Origin of the sequence: Phenylobacterium kunshanense (assembly GCF_003254525.1) — a bacterium.
Taxonomy (GTDB): Bacteria; Pseudomonadota; Alphaproteobacteria; order Caulobacterales; family Caulobacteraceae; genus Phenylobacterium; species Phenylobacterium kunshanense.
The window spans coordinates 19,255-40,663 of record NZ_QFYS01000013.1; the positions used below are offsets into that span (position 1 = coordinate 19,255).

General features: G+C 69.4%; 19 protein-coding genes. 2 read left to right on the forward strand and 17 right to left on the reverse strand.

The genetic code is table 11. From position 1 onward, the window contains the following. Positions 1 to 2: 2 nt before the first annotated feature. Complete coding sequence (locus tag DJ019_RS19795) at positions 3 to 1,823, reverse strand: HWE histidine kinase domain-containing protein (protein ID WP_111278433.1); 1,821 nt, start codon at positions 1,821 to 1,823, stop codon at positions 3 to 5. 99 nt (positions 1,824 to 1,922) lie between these two features. After that, positions 1,923 to 3,764, reverse strand: coding sequence for a DNA mismatch repair endonuclease MutL (gene mutL, locus DJ019_RS19800; RefSeq protein ID WP_111278435.1), 1,842 nt, complete (start codon positions 3,762 to 3,764; stop codon positions 1,923 to 1,925). Positions 3,765 to 3,812: 48 nt separating this feature from the next. On the opposite strand from mutL, the gene DJ019_RS19805 reads away from it, so the two are divergent. Then, positions 3,813 to 4,763, forward strand: coding sequence for a TraB/GumN family protein (locus DJ019_RS19805; protein WP_165844097.1), 951 nt, complete (start codon positions 3,813 to 3,815; stop codon positions 4,761 to 4,763). Between the two features lie 3 nt (positions 4,764 to 4,766). Here the strand turns inward: DJ019_RS19805 and DJ019_RS19810 are convergent, their stop codons facing one another. The 5 genes from DJ019_RS19810 to hmpA all read right to left on the reverse strand — a co-directional run bounded on the left by DJ019_RS19810 (position 4,767) and on the right by hmpA (position 10,609). Continuing rightward, a complete protein-coding gene (locus DJ019_RS19810; protein ID WP_111278441.1) occupies positions 4,767 to 4,970 on the reverse strand; it encodes a DUF1737 domain-containing protein in 204 nt (67 codons plus the stop codon). A gap of 7 nt (positions 4,971 to 4,977) precedes the next feature. Beyond that, the gene (locus DJ019_RS19815) at positions 4,978 to 5,538 is read right to left on the reverse strand and encodes a DUF3035 domain-containing protein (RefSeq protein WP_111278444.1); all 561 of its coding nucleotides are present in this window, start codon (positions 5,536 to 5,538) and stop codon (positions 4,978 to 4,980) included. A gap of 130 nt (positions 5,539 to 5,668) precedes the next feature. Further along, positions 5,669 to 6,181, reverse strand: coding sequence for a signal peptidase II (lspA, locus tag DJ019_RS19820; RefSeq protein WP_111278447.1), 513 nt, complete (start codon positions 6,179 to 6,181; stop codon positions 5,669 to 5,671). Then, positions 6,178 to 9,117, reverse strand: a complete 2,940-nt coding sequence (ileS, locus tag DJ019_RS19825) for an isoleucine--tRNA ligase (RefSeq protein ID WP_111278450.1) — start codon at positions 9,115 to 9,117, stop codon at positions 6,178 to 6,180. The genes lspA and ileS overlap by 4 nt, the downstream gene beginning before the upstream one ends. A 256-nt stretch (positions 9,118 to 9,373) precedes the next feature. Further along, the gene (gene hmpA, locus DJ019_RS19830; protein ID WP_111278453.1) at positions 9,374 to 10,609 is read right to left on the reverse strand and encodes an NO-inducible flavohemoprotein; all 1,236 of its coding nucleotides are present in this window, start codon (positions 10,607 to 10,609) and stop codon (positions 9,374 to 9,376) included. Positions 10,610 to 10,762: 153 nt separating this feature from the next. Here hmpA and DJ019_RS19835 point away from each other — a divergent pair, with 153 nt between their 5' ends. Then, positions 10,763 to 11,170 carry an RrF2 family transcriptional regulator gene (locus DJ019_RS19835; RefSeq protein ID WP_111278456.1) on the forward strand — a complete coding sequence of 136 codons (408 nt, stop codon included), beginning with the start codon at positions 10,763 to 10,765 and terminating at the stop codon, positions 11,168 to 11,170. On the opposite strand, the gene DJ019_RS19840 is transcribed toward DJ019_RS19835, so the two are convergent. From DJ019_RS19840 to DJ019_RS19885, 10 genes are all read right to left on the reverse strand, one after another. Next, on the reverse strand, positions 11,167 to 12,108 hold the full coding sequence (locus DJ019_RS19840) for a bifunctional riboflavin kinase/FAD synthetase (protein ID WP_111278459.1): 942 nt from the start codon (positions 12,106 to 12,108) through the stop codon (positions 11,167 to 11,169). The two genes, DJ019_RS19835 and DJ019_RS19840, sit on opposite strands and share 4 nt — an antisense overlap. Further along, a complete protein-coding gene (locus DJ019_RS19845) occupies positions 12,105 to 12,527 on the reverse strand; it encodes a MaoC family dehydratase (protein ID WP_205854217.1) in 423 nt (140 codons plus the stop codon). Before DJ019_RS19845 ends, DJ019_RS19840 begins: the two co-directional genes overlap by 4 nt. 55 nt (positions 12,528 to 12,582) lie before the next feature. Continuing rightward, positions 12,583 to 13,446 (reverse strand): TIGR01459 family HAD-type hydrolase, encoded by an 864-nt coding sequence (locus DJ019_RS19850; RefSeq protein ID WP_111278463.1) that lies wholly within the window; start codon positions 13,444 to 13,446, stop codon positions 12,583 to 12,585. Positions 13,447 to 13,485: 39 nt separating this feature from the next. Continuing rightward, the gene (gene tipF / locus DJ019_RS19855) at positions 13,486 to 14,760 is read right to left on the reverse strand and encodes a flagella assembly cyclic-di-GMP phosphodiesterase TipF (RefSeq protein ID WP_111278466.1); all 1,275 of its coding nucleotides are present in this window, start codon (positions 14,758 to 14,760) and stop codon (positions 13,486 to 13,488) included. Between the two features lie 155 nt (positions 14,761 to 14,915). Next, a complete protein-coding gene (locus tag DJ019_RS19860) occupies positions 14,916 to 15,335 on the reverse strand; it encodes a VOC family protein (RefSeq protein WP_111278470.1) in 420 nt (139 codons plus the stop codon). 80 nt (positions 15,336 to 15,415) lie between these two features. Beyond that, positions 15,416 to 16,669 (reverse strand): RNA polymerase sigma factor, encoded by a 1,254-nt coding sequence (locus tag DJ019_RS19865; protein ID WP_111278474.1) that lies wholly within the window; start codon positions 16,667 to 16,669, stop codon positions 15,416 to 15,418. A 1-nt stretch (position 16,670) separates the two neighbouring features. Continuing rightward, positions 16,671 to 17,069 (reverse strand): YciI family protein, encoded by a 399-nt coding sequence (locus DJ019_RS19870; RefSeq protein ID WP_111278477.1) that lies wholly within the window; start codon positions 17,067 to 17,069, stop codon positions 16,671 to 16,673. A 94-nt stretch (positions 17,070 to 17,163) separates the two neighbouring features. After that, positions 17,164 to 19,338: an ATP-binding protein gene (locus DJ019_RS19875; protein ID WP_111278480.1), complete on the reverse strand. Its 2,175-nt coding sequence runs from the start codon at positions 19,336 to 19,338 to the stop codon at positions 17,164 to 17,166. Between the two features lie 168 nt (positions 19,339 to 19,506). Next, positions 19,507 to 20,388, reverse strand: a complete 882-nt coding sequence (locus DJ019_RS19880) for a helix-turn-helix domain-containing protein (protein ID WP_111278483.1) — start codon at positions 20,386 to 20,388, stop codon at positions 19,507 to 19,509. A gap of 49 nt (positions 20,389 to 20,437) precedes the next feature. Beyond that, on the reverse strand, positions 20,438 to 21,316 hold the full coding sequence (locus DJ019_RS19885) for a 3-hydroxybutyryl-CoA dehydrogenase (RefSeq protein ID WP_111278485.1): 879 nt from the start codon (positions 21,314 to 21,316) through the stop codon (positions 20,438 to 20,440). Positions 21,317 to 21,409: the final 93 nt, after the last annotated feature.

The following is a 21,409-nucleotide window of genomic DNA, read 5'->3' on the forward strand; positions in this document are numbered from 1 at the left end:
TCTCAGTCCTCGACGCGAACCACCTGGAGCCGAGGGCCCTGTGGCACGCGAATCGCGCAGACGAGGCCGCTGCGGGCGAAATCCAGCGTGACCCGTCCGCCGAGCTCGCGCGCGACGCCCCGCTCCAGCAGGCGCGAGCCGAAGCCGCGCCGGGTCGGCGGAGCCACGGCGCCGCCACCCGTCTCGCGCCAGACGATGCAGACGTCGCCGCCGGCGGTCTCGGACACCTCGACGTCCACCCGCCCCGCGCCCCGCCAGGCGCCGTGCTTCAGGGCGTTGGTGGCCAGTTCGTGCAGCGCCATGCCCAGGCTGACCACGAAGTTCGGGTCGAGCTGCAGGTCGGGCCCGGTCAGCGCATAGGGGCGCCCGTAAGGACGCAGGGTGCTCTCGGTGAGTTCGTGGAGGCAGGCGCTCTCCCAGGCGCGGCGGACCAGCAGGTTGTGCGTGGACGACAGCGCCAGCAGCCGCTCGATGAAGAGGTCGCGCGCCTGGGCCATGTCGCCCTCGTCGCGCAGGGTCTGCACGGCCACCGACTGGACGGCCGCCAGGGTGTTCTTCACCCGGTGGTTCAGTTCGTCGAGCAGCAGCTTCTGGCGCGTCTCGTGCTCCTGCATCCGCGCCATGGCGTCGAGGGTCTGCAGCTCGCCGCGCTTTCGGGCGGTGATGTCCATCAGCGCGCCGATCACGCGCCGGGGCTCCCCAGAATCGTCGGGGGTGATCTCGGCCACGGCGAAGACCCAGACTTCTCGACCGTCCGCGCGACTCATCCGGAACTCGGAGCGGAATGAGGCCCCCTCCGCGATGGCGACTTCCCACTCGCGGCTGACGCGTTCGCGGTCCGCCACGTCCACGATCATCTCCAGCCCCGGCCAGAGATCCTCGAAGACAAGCTCCCGTTCGAACAGCGCGTCGTCCGAGCCGTGGTGGGTGAGCTGGCGCCGGTCGAAGTCCAGCTCGTAGACGTGCATCCCGGCGAGCTGGAGTGCGAGAATCAGCCGCTGTTCGGCGCGTTTGATCGTCTCCTCGGCGGCCTTTTCATCCGAGATGTCCATGGCCGCGCCACGCAGGCCCACGCAGACGCCGTCCTCGTATACGCCTTCGCCGAAGACGCGCAGCCAGCCGCGCGAGCCGTCATAGCGCGTGAAGCGGACCTCGTAGTGGAGCCGCTCGCCGGGCGGACGCGAGCGCGACATCAGGAGTGCGATGCGGGGCCGATCTTCGGGATCGTAAGGATCCAGGCCATCGGCCAGGGGCTGCACCGCAGGCCCTCCGCCCATCAGGCGTACGCATTCCTCCGATCGCGTCAGAAGACCTGTCCGGTAGTCGCAATGCCAGCCGCCCAGGCGGGCGACCTCGTTGGCGGAGCGGAGGATGGCGGCCTGCAGCTCGGCCTCGCGTTCCCGCTGCTCGGCGGCGCGCCTGGCGGCCTCGATCTCCGTGACGTCCCGAGAGGTCACCAGGAGCGCCACGGGGGCGCCGTCGTCGTCGCAAAGCGGCGCGATGACATTGTCGAAGTCGCGCACCACGCCCTTGAAGGTGACGGCCGGGCCCATCACCCGGTCGGTCTCTCCCGCCACGCCCCGGGCGAGGGCGGCCGCGACCCGCGGTCGCTCGGCATCGCCCCACAGCGAAAGCCATTCGACGCCCAGCAGGTCGGCGGCGTCGGCGGCTTCCATCAGCTCGACGCCGTTGCGGTTCACGAACTGGATGTGGCCAGCGAGGTCCAGGATCTTGACGCAGTCGGGGCTGCTCTCAAGGGCGCTGCGGAAGAAGCCGTCCCCGGCGAAGCGACTCGACGCGAAGTAACCTCTCGGAGCGTTCATCTGCGAGCCCGGCGTCCCGGGATCCCTGTTGCCGCCCGAACAGTAGAGGCGGGAGGGCGGTCGGCAACCTTCGTTAACGTCGCAGGCGGTGTCGCAGGGTCAGCGGCGGCCGAACAGGCGCTCGATGTCGGCGAGCTTGAGTTCCACATAGGTGGGCCGGCCATGATTGCATTGGCCGGAGTGCGGCGTGGCCTCCATCTGGCGCAGCAGGGCGTTCATCTCGGGGGCGGTGAGCCGGCGGCCCGAACGGACCGAGCCGTGACAGGCCATGGTCCCGCAGACCTCCTCCAGCCGTTCCTTCAGCGCCAGGGCGGAGCCGTTCTCGGAGAGGTCGTCGGCGATGTCGCGCACGAGGCCGATGACGTCGGTGTCGCCCAGCAGGGCCGGGACCTCGCGCACCAGGACGGCGCCGGGGCCGAAGGGTTCGACCACGAGGCCGAGGGCGGCCAGCTCGTCGGCGCGGGCCGCGACGCGCTCGGCCTCGGCGGGGTCCAGCTCCACGACCTCGGGGAGCAGCAACGCCTGGCGGGCGACCCCGCCCTCGGCCATCTCGGCCTTCATGCGTTCGTAGACGAGGCGCTCGTGCGCCGCGTGCTGGTCGACGATGACCATCCCGTCGCGAGTCTGGGCGACGATGTAGGTCTCGTGCACCTGGGCGCGGGCGGCGCCGAGCGGGAAGTCCACGAGATCGAAGGCCGGCGTGGCGGCGGGCGCGTCTGCGAACCCCGCGAGATCGGGCTCGGGTTCGGCGCGGGCGGAGACCTCGGACAGGCCGGGGATGGCCTGAGCGGTCGGAGTGGGTGTCCATCCGCCCTGCGCCCAGGCCGAAAAGCCCCCGCCGGACGGTCGGTGCGGCACGGGCGGCATGGTCTCGGCCCGGAAGCCGCCCAACGCCGCCATGGCGACGGTTGTGGAGGCGCGATGGCCGGCGGCTGCCAGCGCGTGCCGCAGGCCGCCGACGATCAGGCCGCGCACGAGGGCGGGGTCGCGGAAGCGCACCTCGGCCTTGGCCGGGTGGACGTTCACGTCGACCAGGCCGGGATCGAGCTCGACGTAGAGGGCGCAGGCCGGGTGTCGGTCGCGGGCGAGGAAGTCGGCGTAGGCGCCGCGCAGGGCGCCCTGCAGCAGGCGGTCGCGCACCGGCCGGCCGTTGACGAAGAGGTACTGGTGGGCGGCGTTGCCGCGGTTGTAGGTGGGCAGGCCGGCGTAGCCGGAGAGGCGGACGCCCTCGCGCTCGTGGTCGATGAGCAGGGCGTTGTCCGAGAACTCGCGGCCCATGATGGCGCCGAGGCGGGCGAGGCGGCCCTCGTCGCCCGGCGCCTCGGCAGGAAGGCGCAGGGTGCGGCGGCCGTCCAGGTCGAGCGCGAAGCCGACGGCCTCGTGGGCCATGGCCTGGCGCTTCAGCTCTTCGGTGATGGCCTGCGCCTCCGAGCGCTCGGACTTCATGAACTTCAGGCGTGCGGGCGTGGCGTAGAAGAGGTCGCGCACCTCCACCCGCGCCCCGTGCGGGCCGGGGAAGGCGGCGGGCGAGACCTGGCCCACCGCGCCGCCGTCCACGAAGATCGCGTGGGCGTCGGCCTGGCCGCGGGCCCGGCTGGTGATCGACAGGCGCGCCACCGAGCCAATGGAGGGCAGGGCCTCGCCCCGGAAGCCGAGGGTGGCGATCCTGAGCAGGTCGTAGTCGCCGGCGTCGTCGGGCGCGAGCTTGGAGGTGGCGTGGCGTTCGACGGCCAGCGGCAGCTCGTCGGCCGTCAAACCGCCGCCGTCATCGGCGACGAGGATGCGGGTGAGGCCCCCGCCGTCGGCCTGGACCTGGACTTCGGAGGCGCCGGCGTCGAGGGCGTTCTCCACCAGTTCCTTGACCGCGCTCGCAGGCCGTTCCACCACCTCGCCGGCGGCGATGCGGTTGATGAGTTCGGTCGGGAGGCGACGGATCGGCATGACGGCTGGACCTGACTACATAGTACGATTCCAGGGAGGCGCCCGTCCGTGCTGAATCGTCTCGCCCCGTTGGCCGCCATCCTGACTCTGCTCGCCCTGCCGGCGCAGGCGCAGGTTCCGCCCGCGCCCGAGGACCCCGACGCGACCCTGGTCGAGGAACTGGTGGTGCGCGGCCGTCTGCCTGGGCCGGCCTGGTGGCGGGTCACCGACGCCGACACCACGGTCTATGTGCTGGGCGTGCCGTCGCTGGCGCCCAAGCGCATGGCGTGGGACCGGTCGATCTTCGAGCGCCGGCTGGAAGGCGCCAATGTGGTCGTCCTGCCGTTCGTGAACGTGAAGGCCAAGCTGGGCGGTTCGCTCGGGACGGCGTTCAACCTGGCGCGGCTCAGGTCCGGCGGACCCTACGAGGAGAAGCTGGACCCGGCGACGCGGGCGCGGTTCGTCGCCGTCCGGACGCGGCTCGGCAAGGACGCGGGCCGCTATCGGACCAGCAACCCGCTGGCGGCGGGCGTGCAGCTGGCCATCGACTACCGGGACGCCAGCCAGCTCACCAACATGGATCCGGCCAAGCTGGTCCGATACCTCGCTCAGCAGAAGGGCGTGAGGGTAGTGGAGAAGAGCTACGACCTCGGGCCGCAACTCGGCGGGATCATCCGCACGCCGGCGAACCTGGGGCGGATCTGTTTCGACGAGGTGCTGGCTCAGGCCGAGGCGGGCCCCGGCGTGACTCTGGAGGCGGCGCGGGCTTGGGCCGAGGGTGACGTGGAAGGCGCGCTGCAGAACGAGCGCACCTACGAGCGTTGCCTGGCCACGATCTCAGGCGGCCGGACCTATGACGAGCGTATGAAGGCCGACGAGGCGGCGGCGATCGCAAATGCCCTGAAGACCCCGGGCCATGCGATCGTGCTGGTCCCGCTGCGGCCGCTGCTGGCGCAGGGGGGCGTGCTGGACCGGCTGCGCGCGCAGGGCCTGACGGTTAAGACGCCGGGCGAGGAGTAGGAACTACAGTTCGGAGAGCTTGAGGTCGGGCGTGTAGTCGCCCTCGACTTCCTTCACGATCGCCTGACCGCAGATAACCCGCTTGGATTCCGGGTCATAGGTGAGGCTCGGCGAGCCGTGCAGCGACCAGCCGGCGTTTAGCGCCGCGGTCACGCGGTGGCAGAACGCCGAGTCGTCGGGGCCCGTGAGGTAGCGGTAGGCTTTCATCCGCGGCCTAGAGCCCCGGGAGCTTGATCCGGCTCTTGGCCTCGCGCTGGATGGTGATCGGCTTTCCGCCGGTCAGCTTAGCCACGCGCTCCTGCTCGGCGGCGGCGTCCACGGGGGCGTTGGAGTTGTCCAGGCCCGCGCCCTCGGCGGGCTTGGCCGGGGCGTCGCCCTTCCTCCAGAACATCACCCGGTCGGCGAAGCCCTTTTCCTTGTGGGCCAGGTCGCCGAACTCATCATCGACCACGTAGCGGACCAGCGGGTCTGCCTTGTCGGCGCCGGCCTTGGCGACCAGCAGCTTCTCGCCGTCGGTGCGCTGCTCGCCCTCGCGCTGACCCAGCAGGGCGTTGCGCGCCGCGCTCTCGGGCTGGAGTTCCTGGGGCCGCGGCTCGCCGGGCGCCGGCGGGCGCAGGGCGTAGTCGGGCGGCACGACCAGGGGAGCCTTGGTCACGACCCGGAACTCGTCGGGGGTCACCTTGCTCATGCCCAGGGCCTTCTGGGTCGACTGGCAGCCGGCAAGGCCCGCGGCCGCGACCAGAGCGGTCGCCACGATCACGCGATTGAAGCTCATGAACCTAGAAGACTCCTCCGGCGCGGACGCGCCCTGTGTCTCAGACTGCCCCATTTCCGTGGCCGGAAAACGGCGGGCGGACTTCGTTACCGACTCCGAATAGCGCAAGCGGCCGCCCGCGCCAACGGCGTCACGCGGGGCGTTCTCGCCGCAGGCTGTCGAGCAGTAGCAGGATGACGCCGATGGTGATCCCCGAGTCGGCGATGTTGAAGATCCACGGGAAGAAGCCGATCCGCTGCACGTCGATGAAATCGACCACCGCGCCGAAGCGCGCCCGGTCGATGGCGTTGCCGATCGCGCCGCCGATCAGGAGCGCCAGGCCCAACGCGGGCAGGGCGCGCGTCTGGTTGCGGGCCCACACCGACAGCAGCACGGCGACACCGAGGTTGAACACCACCATGCCCCAGCGGACGAGGTCGTGTTCCGCCTGCAGCAGGCCGAAGCTGACCCCCTCGTTCCAGATGCGGGTGAACTGGAGCGGCCAGACCACCTCCATCGGCACGCCCTCGGGCAGGCGCAGGACCGAGAGGATCCAGTGCTTGCTGACCTGGTCCAGGATCAGGACGACGGCGGCGATCGCGTAGGCGCGCCACGCCCAGGCCGTCAGCCTGCCGGCGGGGACCTTCTCGGCGGTTTCGGTCATGCGCGGGCCGCGTCCCAGGCCGCCACGGCGTCATCGCATCGAACGCAGAGGAACTTGGGGGCGGTGACTTCGGGAAGCCTGCGTCGGCAACGCTCGCACTTCTCGCCGGACGCGGCGCGATGGGTTACGTAGACATGTCCGACGTCTGGCCGGTTGAATTGCTTAGATAAGTATCCGGCAGGCGCTTGCGCCGCTAGATGATCATCCCAATCGGGGTTTCCAAGTTCGCAATCGCTCGTGCGGAAGACTTCGGCTGGATTCAGCCCCTCGAAAGCCTCAAGCGAATCTCGATCTAGTATTTGTACGAGCGGATTTGATTCAAGTGCGGCGCCGACCTCTTTCGCCTGTCGTTTAATCTCAAGCTCACCAGTTACAACAGTCGTTACCGCTTTAACTTTCGCCCAACGACTAGATTCGTAGTCGTTCCGCCATTCTCCCGGCGTTTGCGGAAGTGTCCGCAAGCAGTTGGAGTGCGCTTGCGGGAAGCGAGTGAGCCATGCCTCCTCCATGGTGAACGGCATGAGGGGGGAGAGCCACGCGGTTAGCCGCTCGAATGTCTCATGCATGACGGTCCGGGCTGCCCTCCGCGTCAGGTGGTCCGGGCGATCACAGTACAAACTGTCCTTGCGGATGTCGAAGAACAGTGCCGACAAGTCCTCTTGGCAGAAGTCGAGCACCGGCCGGATCACGTCCTGGAAGACATAGCTCTCGTAGGCGGCGCGCACCTGGCCATCCAGCTCCCACAGGCGGTGCAGGATGAAGCGCTCCAGCGGCGGCATCTGGTCCAGTTCCACCGCCTCGTCCGGCGAGAAGTCGGCGAGGGCGCCCAGCATGTAGCGGATGGTGTTGCGCAGCTTGCGGTAGGCGTCGGAGGTGGTCTGCAGGATCGTCTTCCCGATCCGGCTGTCGTCGGCGTAGTCGATCATCGCCGCCCAGATGCGGATGATCTCGGCCCCGCTCTCGCGGATCACCACCTCGGGATCGACGGTGTTGCCCTTGGACTTGGACATCTTCTCGCCGTTCTCATCCATGGTGAAGCCGTGGGTGAGGATGGCGTCGTAGGGCGCGCGGCCGCGGGTGCCCGAGCTCTCCAGCAGCGAGCTCTGGAACCAGCCGCGGTGCTGGTCCGAGCCTTCGAGGTAGAGGTCGGCCGGCCACTTGGTGTGGGCGCGGTTCTCCAGCGTGAAGGCGTGGGTCGAGCCGCTGTCGAACCAGACGTCGAGGATGTCCTCGACCTTCTCGTAGCGCTCGGGGTCGTGCGGCCCCAGGAAGTCGGTGACCGGACGGTTGAACCAGGCGTCGGCGCCCTCGGCCTTGATCGCCTCGACGATGCGGGCGTCGACCTCGGGATCGTGCAGCGGCTGGTTCGTCTCCTTGTCGACGAACATGGCCAGCGGCGCGCCCCAGGCCCGCTGGCGGCTGATCAGCCAGTCGGGGCGGCTCTCGACCATCGAGCGGATGCGGTTCTTGCCCTGGGCGGGATAGAAGGCGGTGGCCTCGATGGCCTCCAGCGCCGCCTCGCGCAGAGTGCGGCCGCCCAGCTCCTTCGTCTCCACCGGCTCGTCCATGCGGATGAACCACTGGGGTGTGTTGCGGAAGATCACCGGGGCCTTGGAGCGCCAGGAGTGCGGATAGCTGTGCTCCAGCCGCCCGCGGGCCAAGAGTCGGCCCGCCTCGATCAGCTTTTCGATCACCGCCGGGTTGGCCGGGCCGAATTTGCCGGCCTTCTTGCCCTCGGTCTCCAGCACCTTGAGGCCCGCGAACAGGGCGACGTGCGGATAGTAGGCGCCATCGGGATCGACGGTCTCGGGGATCTCGCGATGGCCGTGGGCGATCCAGACCATGTAGTCGTCGGCGCCGTGGCCGGGGGCGGTGTGGACGAAGCCGGTGCCGGCGTCGTCCGTCACATGGTCGCCGGCCAGCAGCGGCACGCCGAACTGGTAATGCGGGTCGAGGTTGGCCAGCGGATGTTCGCAGACCATGCCCTGGCAATCGACCGGCTCGACGCGGCGGTACTTGGCGACCTTGGCGGCGTCCATGACGTCGGCCACCAGCTTGTCGGCGACGATCAGGCGGTCGCCCGGCGCGGCCCAGGGCTCGAACTCCAGGCCGCCCTGAATCTGCTCGACCACATATACCGAGTAGGCGATGGCCTCGTTGTAGCTGATCGCCCGGTTGGCGGGGATGGTCCAGGGTGTGGTGGTCCAGATCACCACGCTGGCCCCGCGGGCCGCGTCGCTGCCCTCGGTGACCGGGAACTTCACCCAGACCGTGGGGCTGACGTGGTCGTGGTACTCGACTTCGGCGTCGGCCAGGGCGGTGCGCTCGACCGGGCTCCACATCACCGGCTTGGAGCCGCGGTAGAGCTGGCCCGAGGCCACGAACTTGTGGAACTCGGCGACGATGGCGGCCTCGGACGCAAAGTCCATGGTCGCGTAGCGGTTCTCCCAGTCGCCGATCACGCCCAGGCGCTTGAAGCCCTGGCACTGCACGTCGATCCAGTGGGCGGCGTACTCGCGGCAGCGGGTGCGGAACTCGGCCTTGGAGACCTCGTCCTTGCGCCGGCCCTGGCCGCGCAGCTCCTCCTCGATCTTCCACTCGATCGGCAGGCCGTGGCAGTCCCAGCCGGGCACGAAGTCGACGTCATAGCCGAGCAGGAAGCGCGAGCGGACGACGAAGTCCTTCAGCGTCTTCTGCAGCGCGTGGCCGATGTGGATGGCCCCGTTGGCGTAGGGCGGGCCGTCGTGCAGCACGAACAGCGGCGCCCCGGCGCGCTGCCGGTCGGCGCGGATGGCGTGGTAGAGGTTCTGCTCATCCCACTTGGCGAGGATCTGCGGCTCCTTCTGCGGCAGGCCTGCGCGCATGGGGAAGGGCGTCTCGGGAAGGAAGACGGTCTCGCGGTAGTCGCGGGTGGGCGTAGGGGCGTCGTCGGCCATGGAACTTTCCGGTCTGGCTCGGGAACGGGAGGGGCGGGAAAACCCGGCGCGCGCTGGATCGAAACCGTCCGGCGGCGTCACGCCGGGCGGGTAATTCGCGCGCTCGTCCGAACCGAAAACATGCCGGTGGCTCTAACAGAGCGGGCGCGGGGCGTCATCCCCGGCCTGCACGTCACATGCGGTGGCCTGCCATGTGGTCAGAAAAAAAGATGCGGCGAGGCGAGCCCCGCCGCATCCAGGAATGACCGCAAGGGGATCAAGCGGCCAGAACCTCATCGGTGGGACCGAAGAACTCGTAGCGGATGCGCGCCGCATCCACGCCTTCGGCGGCGAGCCCGGAGACCAGGGCCCGCAGGAACGGCTTGGGACCGCAGAGATAGAAGACCGCCTGTTCGAAGGGGGTGTTGGCCTTCAGCCAGTCGACGGTGATGAACCCCTGTTCGTCGTAGTGCTCGCCGCGGACGCAGCCCGGCGTGGGCTCGGCGTAGAAGGCGGCGAGCTGGATGTCGGCGGTGCGGGCGGCGAGGTCGCGGACGCGTTCGGCCATGGCGTGGACCCGGCTGTTCTGGGTCCCGTGCACGAACCAGGTCGGCGGACGCTCGCCGGCGGCGGCCAGCGCCTCGAGCATGCTGACCAGCGGCGTCAGTCCAACCCCGCCGCTGAGCAGCACGACCGGGCTGCCGGCGGTGTCGAGGACGAATTCGCCGGCGGGCGGGGCCACCTGCAGGACCGTGCCGACGCCCACCTCGTCATGGAACCAGTTCGACGCGATGCCGGCCGGCGCGTCGGGCCGGTCCGCGGGCGCGGGCTCGCGCTTGATGCTGATCCGGTAGCCCTCGTCGCTGGGCGCGCTGGAGATGGAGTAGTTGCGCTTCAGCAGGCCATGGCCGGGCAGGTCGAGCTTGAAGGTCAGGAACTGGCCCGGCTTGTGACGCAGCACTTTCCCGCCGTCGGTGGGGTGCAGGTAGAACGACTTGATGATCTCGCTTTCGCGCTCGACCCGCTCGACGGTGAAGTCGCGCCAGCCCATCCAGCCGCCCGGAGCCGTCGCGACCTCGCGGTAGATCTGGGCCTCGCGGCCGATCAGGATCTCGGCGAGGAACCAGTAGGCCTCGCCCCAGGCGTTCAGCACGGCGTCGTTGGCCGCCTCGCCCAGGACGTCGCGGATCGCCTGCAGCAGGGCGGTGGCCACGTGCGGATAGTGCTCGGGCAGGATGTTGAGCCCTGCGTGCCGCTGGGCGATGCGCTCGACCGCCGAGGTGAGGGCGCCGAGATTGTCGATGTTCTGGGCGTAGGCGATGATCGCGCCGGCCAGCGCCCGCGGCTGGCCGCCCTCGGCGCCCTGGTGCGACTGGTTGAAGAGATCGCGGATCTCCTCGTTCTTGAACAGGTGTCCATACATGGTCTGGGTGATCGCCAGGCCGTTGGCCTGGAGGGCCGGAACGGTGGCCTTGACGGTAGCGATGGTCTCGGCGGAGAGCGGCGTAGGCATCTGTCGGTCTGTTCCCTCGTTGCGGACCCCGCCGCGCGGCGAGGGGCTTAAAGATGTACGGCGGATACCTCTATTAGATGCTAACCCGGGCCAACTCCGTATCGGACCGGAGGTGACCCGGCCGGAGATGGTGCATAAGGGGCCCGGTTCTCCATGAAGCTGACCCGCTACACAGACTTCGCCCTGCGGGTGCTGATGCACCTCGCCTCGACGCCGGACCGGCTGTGGTCGATCGCCGAGGTGGCCGCGGCCTATGGGATTTCGGAGAACCACCTGATGAAGGTGGTGCAGGACCTCGGCCGCCGGGGTTTCCTCACGACCGTGCGCGGACGGGGCGGCGGTATCCGGCTCGCCCGGCCGGCGGAGGCGATCTCGGTCGGCGAGGTGGTGCGCGCGACCGAGGACGACTGTCCGATGGTGGATTGCGGGAACTGCATCCTGGCGGGCAGCTGCCGGCTGACCGGCGCGCTCGCCGAGGCCCGCGCTGCGTTCTTCGCCGTGCTGGACCGATATTCGGTCGCCGAGGTGGCGCGCCGCCCCGACCTCGTCGCGGCGATCTAGACGCTCAGGATCGCCTTCGCCCGTTCGGCGTCCTTCATCACCTGCTCGGTCATCAGCTCCAGGTTCCCGAACTTCTCCTCGGGCCGCAGGAAGGCGATCAGGTCGGTCTCGATGATCCGGTCGTAGATGTCCTCGTCGAAGTCGAACAGCCAGACCTCGAGCAGGGGCTTGGTGACGCCGGTGACGGTGGGGTTGACCCCGATGTTGGCGACGCCGGCGAACTCGCGCCCGTCGGACAGGCGCGTGCGGGTGGCGTAGACGCCGAAGCGGGGCGTGACGTAGTCCCCGAGGTCGACGTTGGCGGTGGGGAAGCCCAGCTTGCGGCCGAGCTGGCGGCCCCGCTGGACCGGGCCCTCGATGGCGAAGGGGCGGCCCAGGATCTCGGCGGCCAGGTCGGGGCGGCCGTCGCGCAGGGCGTCGCGCACGCCGGTCGAGGAGAACTTGTCGCCCGAGCCGTCGCCGACCGGCGCGGCCACCGAGACGCCGAAGCCCAGTTCGCCGCCGTACTGGCGCATGGTGTCGGGGGTGCCGGACCGGCCCTTGCCGAAGGAGTTGTCGAACCCGACCGCCACGTGGCGCGCGCCCAGGCCCTGGTGCAGGACCTGCTCGGCGAACTCGCGATCGGTCATGTTGGCCAGTTCGGCGTCCAGCGGCAGGACGTAGAGGATGTCGACGTTCAGCTTCTCCAGCGCCCGGGCCTGCTGGTCGGTCTTCATCAGGCGGAAGGCCGGCTCGTCAGGCCGGAAATAGACGCGCGGGTGCGGGTCGAAGGTGATCACGCCCAGCGGAGAGCCCAGGTCGGTCGCGGCGCGGTGCGCGAGTTCGATCACCTGCTGGTGGCCGCGGTGGACGCCGTCGAAATTGCCCATGGCGAGGGCCGCCCCACGATCGCCCTGGGGCAGGTCCTTCCAGCCGCGGATGACCCGGATACGCTTCATTTCGGCCTTCTGGGGGCGATGATGAGGGCTTCGCCGTCGATCACCGTCTTGCCGTTCACTTCGCACACGGTGTCCAGGACCACATGCGCCTTGCCTTCGTCCAGCGACTTCACGGTCACGCGGGTGACGACGAGGTCGCCGATCTTCACCGGCCGGCGGAACCGCAGCGACTGCGACAGGTAGATCGCGCCGGCGCCTGGCAGCTTGCCGGCGATCAGCGCCGAAATGAACGACGCCGACAGCATGCCGTGGGCGATGCGTTCGCCGAAGGGCGTGGTCTTGGCGTAGTCCTCGTCGAGGTGGACCGGATTGTGGTCGCCCGACACCTCGGCGAAGGCCTCGATGTCGGCGGCGCCGACCACGCGGCTGGTCTCGGCCATCTGGCCCACCGTCAGCTCGTCGAAATAGAATCCCTGCACCCGGCTCCCCTCCGGCAGATTGGCGGCCTGGTCGAAGCCTGGCCTTGTCCGATGCCTACCAGACCAGATCGGCGATGGCCCAGTCTGCTTTCAGGCCTTCCTGCCGCATGAGGTCGGCGACGATCACCTCGTTGAGGCCGTCGGGTCCCACGGTCTCGCCGCCATGGATGCCGTTGGCGACGAAGAGGACGTCGAGCCCGCGCGCGTTGGCGCCGCGCACGTCGGTGGGCAGGCCGTCGCCGACGCACAGCACGCGGGACCGGTCGACGGCGCGGCCGAGGGCGGTCTCCGCCGCGGCCAGGGCCATGTCGTAGATCGGCTGGTAGGGCTTGCCCGCCATGACGGCCCGGCCGCCCAGGCTCTCGTAGAGCTGGGCCAGGGCGCCGCCGCAGTAGATCAGCTTGTCGCCCCGCTGGACCACGATGTCCGGGTTGGCGCAGATCAGGTCGAGCTTTCGGTCGGCGCAGAGGATCAGGCGTTCGCGATAGTCGGCCGGCTCCTCGGTCTCGTCGTCGTAGGGGCCGGTGACGGAGACGAAGTCGGCCTCCGCGGGGCCCGCCTCCTGCAGGTCGATGCCGGCATAGAGCGGCCAGTCGCGGTCGGGGCCGACCTTCCACACCTTGCCGGGCGCCCGTTCGCTCAGCAGCAGTCGGGTGGCGTCGCCGGAGGTGATGAGCTGGGTGTAGGCCTCGCGTGGGACGGCCAGGCTGTCGAGCTGTTCGACGATCGGCGGATGTGGCCGGGGCGCGTTGGAGATCAGGATCACCGGGCCCACCTCGGCCCGGAAGCGGGCCAGGGCGGCGCAGGCGGCGGGGAAGCTCTCCCGGCCGTTGTGGATGACGCCCCAGACGTCGCACAGCAGCACGTCGTAGCGGGGCGCGAGCTCTGCGAGCCCTGAGATCTTGGTCGGGGAGGTCATGGCGGGGCGGTATCGGCCGCCCGCGCCCGCGTCAATGCGTCAGCCGAAGGCGGCCCGGCGCTGGGGCATCTGGACCACGGTGGAGGCCGGCGGGGCGCCGGTCTCGGCCAGCACGGCCTCCTTGATCGCCCGGGGCTCGCCGAACAGGTGGCCCTGGCCGAACTGGATATCGAGGTCGAGGATGTCCACCACCTGGCGTTCGTTCTCGACCTTCTCGGCGATCAGGTCGACGCCGTAGCGGCGCATCAGCAGGGCGAAGTCCTCGGCGGCGAGGTCGGGCATCGAACGCAGGACCAGGCGGTCCTCGACCTCGGTGAGCTCGTCCAGAAGCGTCTGGGCGCCGATCTTCACGAACTTCACGTCGGCGCGGGACAGGTCCTGCAGGTCGAGGTCGAGGTTGGTCACCTTGTCCAGGCTGAAGCGGAAGCCGAGGTCGGCCAGCCGGGCCATGTTGCGGGCCGCGACGCCGTTGCGGGCCTCGAAAGCGGCCTGGCCCACCTCGAAGATCAGCGCCGGGGCGAGATCGCGGTTGGCGCGCAGCAGGTCGAGGAACTGCGGGAAGAACTCGTCGTCCGACAGGCTGGCCATCGAGATGTTGCAGAAGATGCCGACGCGGCGGTCCTGGCGGGCCAGCCGGCGGACGATCTGCACGCAGCGGAACAGCAGCAGATTGTCGATGGCGGTGACCAGGCCGTTCGGCTCGGCCACGGCCAGGTACTCGGCCGGCATGATCACCTGGCCGGTGGCGTCGCGGAGGCGCGAATAGCTTTCGTAGAAGACGGTCTTGCGCTGGGGCAGGGCCATGACCGGCTGCAGGTAGAGGTCGACCCGGCCCTGGGTCAGGGCCTCGCGCACCACCTCCATCAGGCTCTGTGGCCGGCGACCCTCGTGGCCGCGGACGTCATGGCCGCCGCGGGCGGCGAGGTAGGGGGCGACCTGGGGCTGTTCGTCGAACCGGCGGGTCAGCTTGTGGACCAGCTTCTCCAGCAGGTGGACCTCGTCGGTCAGCTCGGCCGAGCGCGAGACGTCGGCTTCGACGATCTTGGCCACCTGGACCACCCGGCCGTCGATGCGTTCGACCTGGTCCAGCAGGATGCGGTGGGCGTCGCGCACGGCCTCGACCTCGCCGCGCAGCTCGCGCATCTCCAGCATCCGCATGATCATGCCGTGGGAGGCCAAGCAGAGGCCCAGCCCGCCCAGGAACGCCGACACGGCGACGCCGCCGCCGAAGCCGTTACGCCACAGGCTCAGCGCTGCGATCAGCGAAAGGCACAGGTAGGTCGCACAGAGGAGCGCGAGGGTAAGCCGCCGCATGGATCCCGTTCCGAATCACCCCGAGTATCCACGCGGACCTCGGGGCCGTCGAATTCATTAACCATGCGGCCGATTGGGGTTTGGTTAACGCCGAATCGGGAGCAGCGCCCGCGGCCGACGGGGAGGAGCCGGCAGCGGGCGCTGCAGTCGTCGCCTCAGGCGCCGGGCTGGTTCATCGACCACTGGACGCCGAACGGGTCGGCGAGCTGGGCGTAGATGTCGCCCCAGAACATCCTCTGCGGCGGCGTCACGGGGGTGCAGCCGGCGTCGATCGCCCGCTTCCACCAGGCCTCGATGTCGTCCACCTGGATGTTCAGGCTGAAGGCCTGGGGCTTCTCGTAGGCGTGGCCGTGCTCCGGGTAGAAGTCGGCGAGCATGACCGAACTGCCGTTGACGTAGAGGTGGACGTGCATCGTCCGCCCCTTCTCGTCTGGCGGATAGGCCGCGACCGTCTCGCCGCCGAAGGCCTTGGCGTAGAACGCGGCCGCCTTCATGGCGCCGTCGATCGAGAGGTAGGGAACGACCCCGCCTTTCACGGCGACATTGGGCATTTCCGCTGCGAGCGCTTCCGACATGGCGATCTCCTGAATGGCTTGCTGGCCTGAGGACGACCGGAGCGCCGCAATTCCGACAGGCGCCACGAAAAATCCTCGGCTCAGACCGGGCCGCGGGCGTGTTCGGACTGCAGGCGATCCAGATGCTGGCGGATGTGGGCGGCCTCTGCTGGGGTGTTGGCAAGGGCGATCGCCTTGTCGAAGGCGGTGCGGGCGGCCTCCGATCGGCCCAGTTCCAGGTTCAGCGCGCCCACCAGCCCATGGAAATGGAAATAGCCGGCCAGGCGCTCGGCGAGCGGAGCCACCATCTCCAGGGCGGCCTGCGCCCCAGCCGTCTTGCTGACCGCGACCGCCCGGTTGAGCGTCACCACCGGCGACGGGGTCAGCCGCTCGAGCGTCGCATACAGCCGGTCGATCTGAAGCCAATCGGTCTCCGCCGGCGTGGCCGCTCTGGCATGGAGAGCGGCGATGGCGGCCTGGACCTGGTAGGCGCCCGGACGGCGATGGCGCATGGCCTTGTCGATCAGGGCGAGCCCCTCGGCGATCATCTCGCGGTCCCAGAGGCGACGATCCTGGTCGTCGAGCAGGACGACCTCGCCCTCGGCGTCGAAACGGGCCGGGGTGCGGGCGTGCTGGACCAGCATGAGGGCGAGGAGGCCCATGACTTCGGGCTCGGTCTGGTAAAGGCGCAGCAGCAGGCGCGTCAGGCGGATCGCCTCGGCGCACAGCTCGGCCCGATCCGGGTTGTCGGCGGCCGAATACCCCTCGTTGAAGACCAGGTAGAGCATGGCCATGACGGCGGCGAGCCGCTCGGCCCGCTCCGCCGGACCCGGAGTCTCGAATTCGGCGTCACCGGCGGCGACCAGTCGTTTGGCCCGGGTGATCCGCTGCTCCATCGCCGCTTCCGAGACGAGGAAGGCCCGCGCGATCTGCCTGACCGACAGGCCCGAGACGATGCGCAGGGCGAGGGCGATCTGCTGCGTCGGAGGCAGGTCGGGGTGGCAGCAGATGAACAGCAGGCGAAGGACGTCGTCGCGGTAGTCCCTCGCGTCGATCCGGTCCGCGACGCGCGTCTCGGCGTCATCCAGGTCGGAAAGGACCTCCTCGGGCGGGAGCTCGGTCTGGCGCGACCGCTTGCGGACGCCGTCGAGCGCAGCGTTCCGGCCGACCATGATCAGCCAGGCGGCGGGATCGCGCGGCGGGCCGTTCTTCGGCCAGTTGTTGAGCGCCCTCAGGCAGGCGTCCTGGAACGCCTCCTCCGCCGTGTCTAGGTCGCGGAAGTACCGTAGCAGCGCGCCCACGGCCTGGGGGCGCGCGGCCGTGATCGCCGCGTTGATCCAGGCCGGGTCGGTCATCTCAGGACACCTCGGCGGGCACCGCCCCCGGGGTGAACGCGCCCCCGCCGGGATTGTAGACCGCCAGCGGTCGGATCTCGTATGCGCCGCCCGGATTGGCCTCGCCCAGGTCGCGGGCGATCTGGAGCGCTTCCTCCAGGTGGGTGACGTCCAGGATGTAGAATCCGAGGAGCTGTTCCTTCGTCTCGGCGAACGGGCCGTCGATCACCAGGGGCGGATCGCTCTTGCGGAACGTGGTGGCCGCCGTCGTGGGCAGGAGCCGAAGCGACGGCCCCATCTTTCCGGTGCGTTCCAGGCGCTCGCGCACCACGGCGAGCCGGGCCATGACCTCGTCGTCCTGCTTCTTGTCCCAGTTCCAGACGACGTCCTCGTCATTGTAGCAGAGCAGGGCGTAAAGCATGGGGAGGCCTCCTCGTTCGATCCCAGGACGGACGAGGATGCCAGAGGCCGACACCCGGTGCGAAGTTTCTGGGACGAGCGGCCGTTCCGCCGGCTCAGGCGGCGTGCGCCCGCCCGACCCAGTGGGACACCTTGGTCATCAGCGTGTGGGTGGCGATCGGCTTCGGGATGTGATCGTCCATCCCCGCCTCCAGGCAGGCGTGGACATGCATCGGCAGCACATTGGCGCTGACGGCGACGATCGGCGTATCGGCGTTGGGCCCGCCGGCGCCGCGGATCGCGCGGGCGGCCGAGGGCCCGTCCATGACGGGCATCTGCATGTCCATCAGGATCAGGTCGTACGTCGCAGCGCCCGCCGTCTCCACCGCTTCGGCGCCGTCGTAGGCGAACGTCACCTCGTATCCGGCCGCTTCCAGCATCGCGCCCACGAGCTCGCAGTTGACCGGCGCATCGTCGACGATCAGCACGCGCGGACGCTGAGGGCTTTCGGGCTCCGGCGCCGTCTCCGCCTGGGCGGTAGCCGCCGGTGCGGCGATGGGAGCGGGGACGGCGAACCAGAACGTGGACCCCGCGCCCGGTTGGCTCGAGTACCCGATCTGTCCGCCCATCCGTTCCACCAGGCTTCGGCAGATCGCCAGGCCCAGGCCCGTGCCGCCATGCCGCCGGGTGACGGAGCCGTCGAGCTGGGAGAACCGTTCGAAGAGTTGCGCCGCCCGCTCGGCAGGGATGCCGATACCGGAATCGCGGACCGCGAACCGAAGGGTGCCTCCGGCCTCATGGTCGTGGGTGATGGCGATCGTGACCGCGCCGCGCTCGGTGAATTTCAGGGCGTTGTCGACGATGTTCAGCAGGACCTGCCGGATGCGCCCGCTGTCGGCTACCACGGCCGGCGGCAGGCCGTTGGGCGCCGTGGCGCTGAGGTCCACGCCCTTGGCCCGCGCCACGTCCAGGAACATGTCGACGACCGTCGCCCCGAGCCCGGCGGGGTCGAACGGTTGCGGGTCCAGCTCGATCCGACCGGCGTCGACGTTCGAGAAGTCGAGGATCTGGTCCACCATCGTCTGCAGCGACTGGGCGGCGACGGCGATACGGTTCGCGTAGCCCCGCTCGGTGGCCTGGAGCGTGGCCGACTCACGCAGGAGGTCGGCGAAGCCCACGATGGCGGTCAGCGGAGTCCGGATCTCGTGGCTCATGTTGGCCAGGAACTCCGACTTGGCCCGGATGCCGGCTTCGGCCTCGCCCTGACGTCGCCGCAGCTCCCGCTCCATGGCCCGCCGCTCGGTGATGTCGCGGAGGGTGACGACGCCTTCGCCCGCGGAGCCTTCGTCGTCGCGCACGAGCTGGGGACTGCCCTCGAACCAGAGCCAGGCCCCGTTGGCATGGCGGAGGCGAACGCGGAGGGGGGCTGCGCTGTCTTCGGGGTCACAGGCGAGCTCGCTCACGCGCGCGGACGCCAGATCGCGATCGTCGGGATGGACGAGGCAGAGGGGCGAGCGATCGACGATCTCTTCCGGGGCGTACCCGAGCTGGGCGACCGACGGGGAGACGTAGAGGACCCGATCGTCGAGGCTGAACCGGATGATGATGTCGCTGGAGTGGTCGGCCAGCAGCTTGTAGTCGCGAGCCGCACTCGCCAGCCGGCTCCGGTCGTCGCTGACCGATAGGGCGAATGACAGCTCGCCGGCCAGTTCCTCGAACAGGCCCAGTTCCTGATCGCCGAAGGCGTCAGGCTCCCTCGCGTAGACGAGCAGCACGCCCCGCAGCTCACCATTGATGCTGAGGGGGACGGTCACGCTGGACCGGATCCCGTATCCCGCCGCCCGCTCGCGCCAGGGCTCGAACATGGGGTCGATGAGCGCATCGCGCATGACGTATGGCTTGCCGCTGCGCATGGAGTGGCCCGTGGGTCCCGAGCCGCTGACCGCGGTCGATGAGGCGCTGAGCTGCAGGCCCTCGACGTAGCCCGTGGCCACGCCGGCGGCCGATATGATCCTGACCGGCTGGTCCTTGGCCGATGCGGTGAGGCCGACGGCGGCGATCAGATATCGCCCGTCCTGGACGATAGCCTCGCAGACCTGATCGACGAGTTCCTCGACCCCCTTGAAGTGAATGAGGGCTCGGGTCGAGCGGACATAGGCTTCCAGCGCCCACTGCAGACGCGACCTGTCGGTCACCACCGCAAGTGGATCGTGGTCCCCTTGAGCGCTCGACTTCGCCTGGCCGGGTCTGGTGGCGTCCCGCAACGCCGCCCGGCTCTTCCTGGCCTTCATGCGTCTGCTCGAACCGCCTCCTCCGCAACGACGCGCCCTCGAGCGTCGTGCCCTGACGTATTGGTAACGCCAGAGCCGGCTTAGGGAAGCATTAAGGCTGGGGTTACGTAGCGAAGCTGGACGCTGAGTTACCCGGAATGGGGGAAGGTTCGCGCGTTCTGGTTGCGCTCATGGCTCGACGGGAATCCACCATGCGATCGTCGCGCCGGCCCGGCTCGGATCGAAGCCAGGCGGATAGACCTCCAGGTCGGGCGCACGGGCAAGCCGAAGGCCCGTCCGTGGAAGGCGCTGGCCCCAGATCTCGCGGGCGGCGGCCTGCATCTGTGCGTGTAGGTCCGGACCCTGGGTTTCGAGCGTGAAGATCAGATAGTCGCGGGATGGCAGCTCAATGAACTCAAGACCGGGCGGGGCGGGCTCCCCACCCGCCGCCTCCAGGCCCGCCATGTATCGCATGTCGCCGGACCCTTCGCCAATCGCGGCGCAGACGCCGAACGTCTGGCCTCCTGTCCAGCCGGCAAGCGCGGGGTGCGCGAAGAGGCGCCCCCACAGGGCCGGTATGCCGGCCTTGGTGGCCTCTTCAAAGATCTGGGACAGCCCGGCGATCCGCAGGGCGGGCATGCGCTCCGGGCCGTCAGCCTGGATGAGCGTCGGAAGGGCATCGAGACCTGAGGGCATCGGGGGGCTCTCTGATGGAACCGGGCGCGCGCCTCTCTGGAAGCGGCCGGGCGTGACGCCGAAAGCTCGGGCGAAAGCGCGGGTGAAGCCTTCCTGGGTGTCGAACCCACAGTCGAGCGCCAGGTCGATGAGGCGGGGCGGCGTCTGCGAAGCCAGACGTTCAGCCGCAGCGTGCAGCCTGAGCGAGCGCGCGTAGGCGATCGGGGATGTGCCGTACCGGGCCGCGAACTGGCGCGAGAAATGATACGGGGAGAGCCCGGCCGCCGCCGCGCAATCGGCCAGCGAGAGCGCCCGGCCAAGGTCGCCCGTCATGCGCAGCCGAGCGCGCTCCAGCGGATCAACACTTGGGGAGGGTGGGGCGCCGACGTCGTTCATCGGGGCATGATCACCCCGCGCATCGGACCTGTCTTGACCGGGTTTGCGCCTAGCGCGTCGGAACGGGCTTGTCGCCGCGGTAGTCGTAGAAGCCCCGGCCGGTCTTGCGGCCGAGCCAGCCGGCCTCGACGTACTTCACCAGCAGCGGGCAGGGCCGGTATTTGGAGTCCGCGAGCCCTTCGTAGAGCACGTTCATGATCGACAGGACCGTGTCGAGCCCAATGAAATCGCCCAGTTCGAGCGGCCCCATCGGATGGTTGGCGCCGAGCCGCAGCGCGGTGTCGATGGCGTCGACGGTGCCCACGCCTTCGTACAGCGTGTAGATCGCCTCGTTGATCATCGGCACCAGCACGCGGTTGACGATGAAGGCCGGGAAATCCTCGGCGTTGGACGTGGTCTTGCCCAGCGACTGGGCGAAATTGACCGCGGTCTCGTAGGTGTCGGCGTCGGTGGCGATGCCGCGGATGATCTCCACCAGCTTCATCACCGGCGCGGGATTCATGAAGTGGAGGCCGATGAACTTGCCCGGGCGGTCGGTGCCCGAGGCCAGGCGGGTGATGGAAATCGACGAGGTGTTCGAGGCCAGCAGCGTGTTGGCCTTCAGGTGGGGACCGAGCGCCTTGAAGATCGCCTTCTTGGTCTCTTCGTTCTCGGTGGCGGCCTCGATGGCGAGGTCGGTCGTCCCGATCGTCTGCAGCTCCGGAGCCGCCTTGATCCGGCCGACGGCGGCCCGCATCGCCTCGTCCGAGATGATCCCGCGGGACACCTGCCGGACCATGTTCTTCTCGATCTGGGCGATGCCCTGGTCGATCCGGTCAGGGCTGACGTCGTGCAGCAGGACGTCGTATCCGCCCAGGGCGCAGACATGGGCGATGCCCGAACCCATTTGGCCGGCGCCGATCACGCCCACCGTCTTGATGTCAACCATTCGGACCAGGCCTCGAAACACCCGAGCGGCTTCCGCTCAAATTCGTGGCAGCTTTCTAACACGTGTATGGCGCGGCGCCGCAAGGGCTTTGCT

Coding starts and splice junctions, on each gene's coding strand:
- DJ019_RS19795 (WP_111278433.1), bottom strand. CDS start 1,823: ATGAACGCTCCGAGAGGTTACTTCGCGTCGAGTCGCTTCGCCGGGGAC.
- mutL (WP_111278435.1), bottom strand. CDS start 3,764: ATGCCGATCCGTCGCCTCCCGACCGAACTCATCAACCGCATCGCCGCC.
- DJ019_RS19810 (WP_111278441.1), bottom strand. CDS start 4,970: ATGAAAGCCTACCGCTACCTCACGGGCCCCGACGACTCGGCGTTCTGC.
- DJ019_RS19815 (WP_111278444.1), bottom strand. CDS start 5,538: ATGAGCTTCAATCGCGTGATCGTGGCGACCGCTCTGGTCGCGGCCGCG.
- lspA (WP_111278447.1), bottom strand. CDS start 6,181: ATGACCGAAACCGCCGAGAAGGTCCCCGCCGGCAGGCTGACGGCCTGG.
- ileS (WP_111278450.1), bottom strand. CDS start 9,117: ATGGCCGACGACGCCCCTACGCCCACCCGCGACTACCGCGAGACCGTC.
- hmpA (WP_111278453.1), bottom strand. CDS start 10,609: ATGCCTACGCCGCTCTCCGCCGAGACCATCGCTACCGTCAAGGCCACC.
- DJ019_RS19835 (WP_111278456.1), top strand. CDS start 10,763: ATGAAGCTGACCCGCTACACAGACTTCGCCCTGCGGGTGCTGATGCAC.
- DJ019_RS19840 (WP_111278459.1), bottom strand. CDS start 12,108: ATGAAGCGTATCCGGGTCATCCGCGGCTGGAAGGACCTGCCCCAGGGC.
- DJ019_RS19850 (WP_111278463.1), bottom strand. CDS start 13,446: ATGACCTCCCCGACCAAGATCTCAGGGCTCGCAGAGCTCGCGCCCCGC.
- tipF (WP_111278466.1), bottom strand. CDS start 14,760: ATGCGGCGGCTTACCCTCGCGCTCCTCTGTGCGACCTACCTGTGCCTT.
- DJ019_RS19860 (WP_111278470.1), bottom strand. CDS start 15,335: ATGTCGGAAGCGCTCGCAGCGGAAATGCCCAATGTCGCCGTGAAAGGC.
- DJ019_RS19865 (WP_111278474.1), bottom strand. CDS start 16,669: ATGACCGACCCGGCCTGGATCAACGCGGCGATCACGGCCGCGCGCCCC.
- DJ019_RS19870 (WP_111278477.1), bottom strand. CDS start 17,069: ATGCTTTACGCCCTGCTCTGCTACAATGACGAGGACGTCGTCTGGAAC.
- DJ019_RS19875 (WP_111278480.1), bottom strand. CDS start 19,338: ATGAAGGCCAGGAAGAGCCGGGCGGCGTTGCGGGACGCCACCAGACCC.
- DJ019_RS19880 (WP_111278483.1), bottom strand. CDS start 20,388: ATGAACGACGTCGGCGCCCCACCCTCCCCAAGTGTTGATCCGCTGGAG.
- DJ019_RS19885 (WP_111278485.1), bottom strand. CDS start 21,316: ATGGTTGACATCAAGACGGTGGGCGTGATCGGCGCCGGCCAAATGGGT.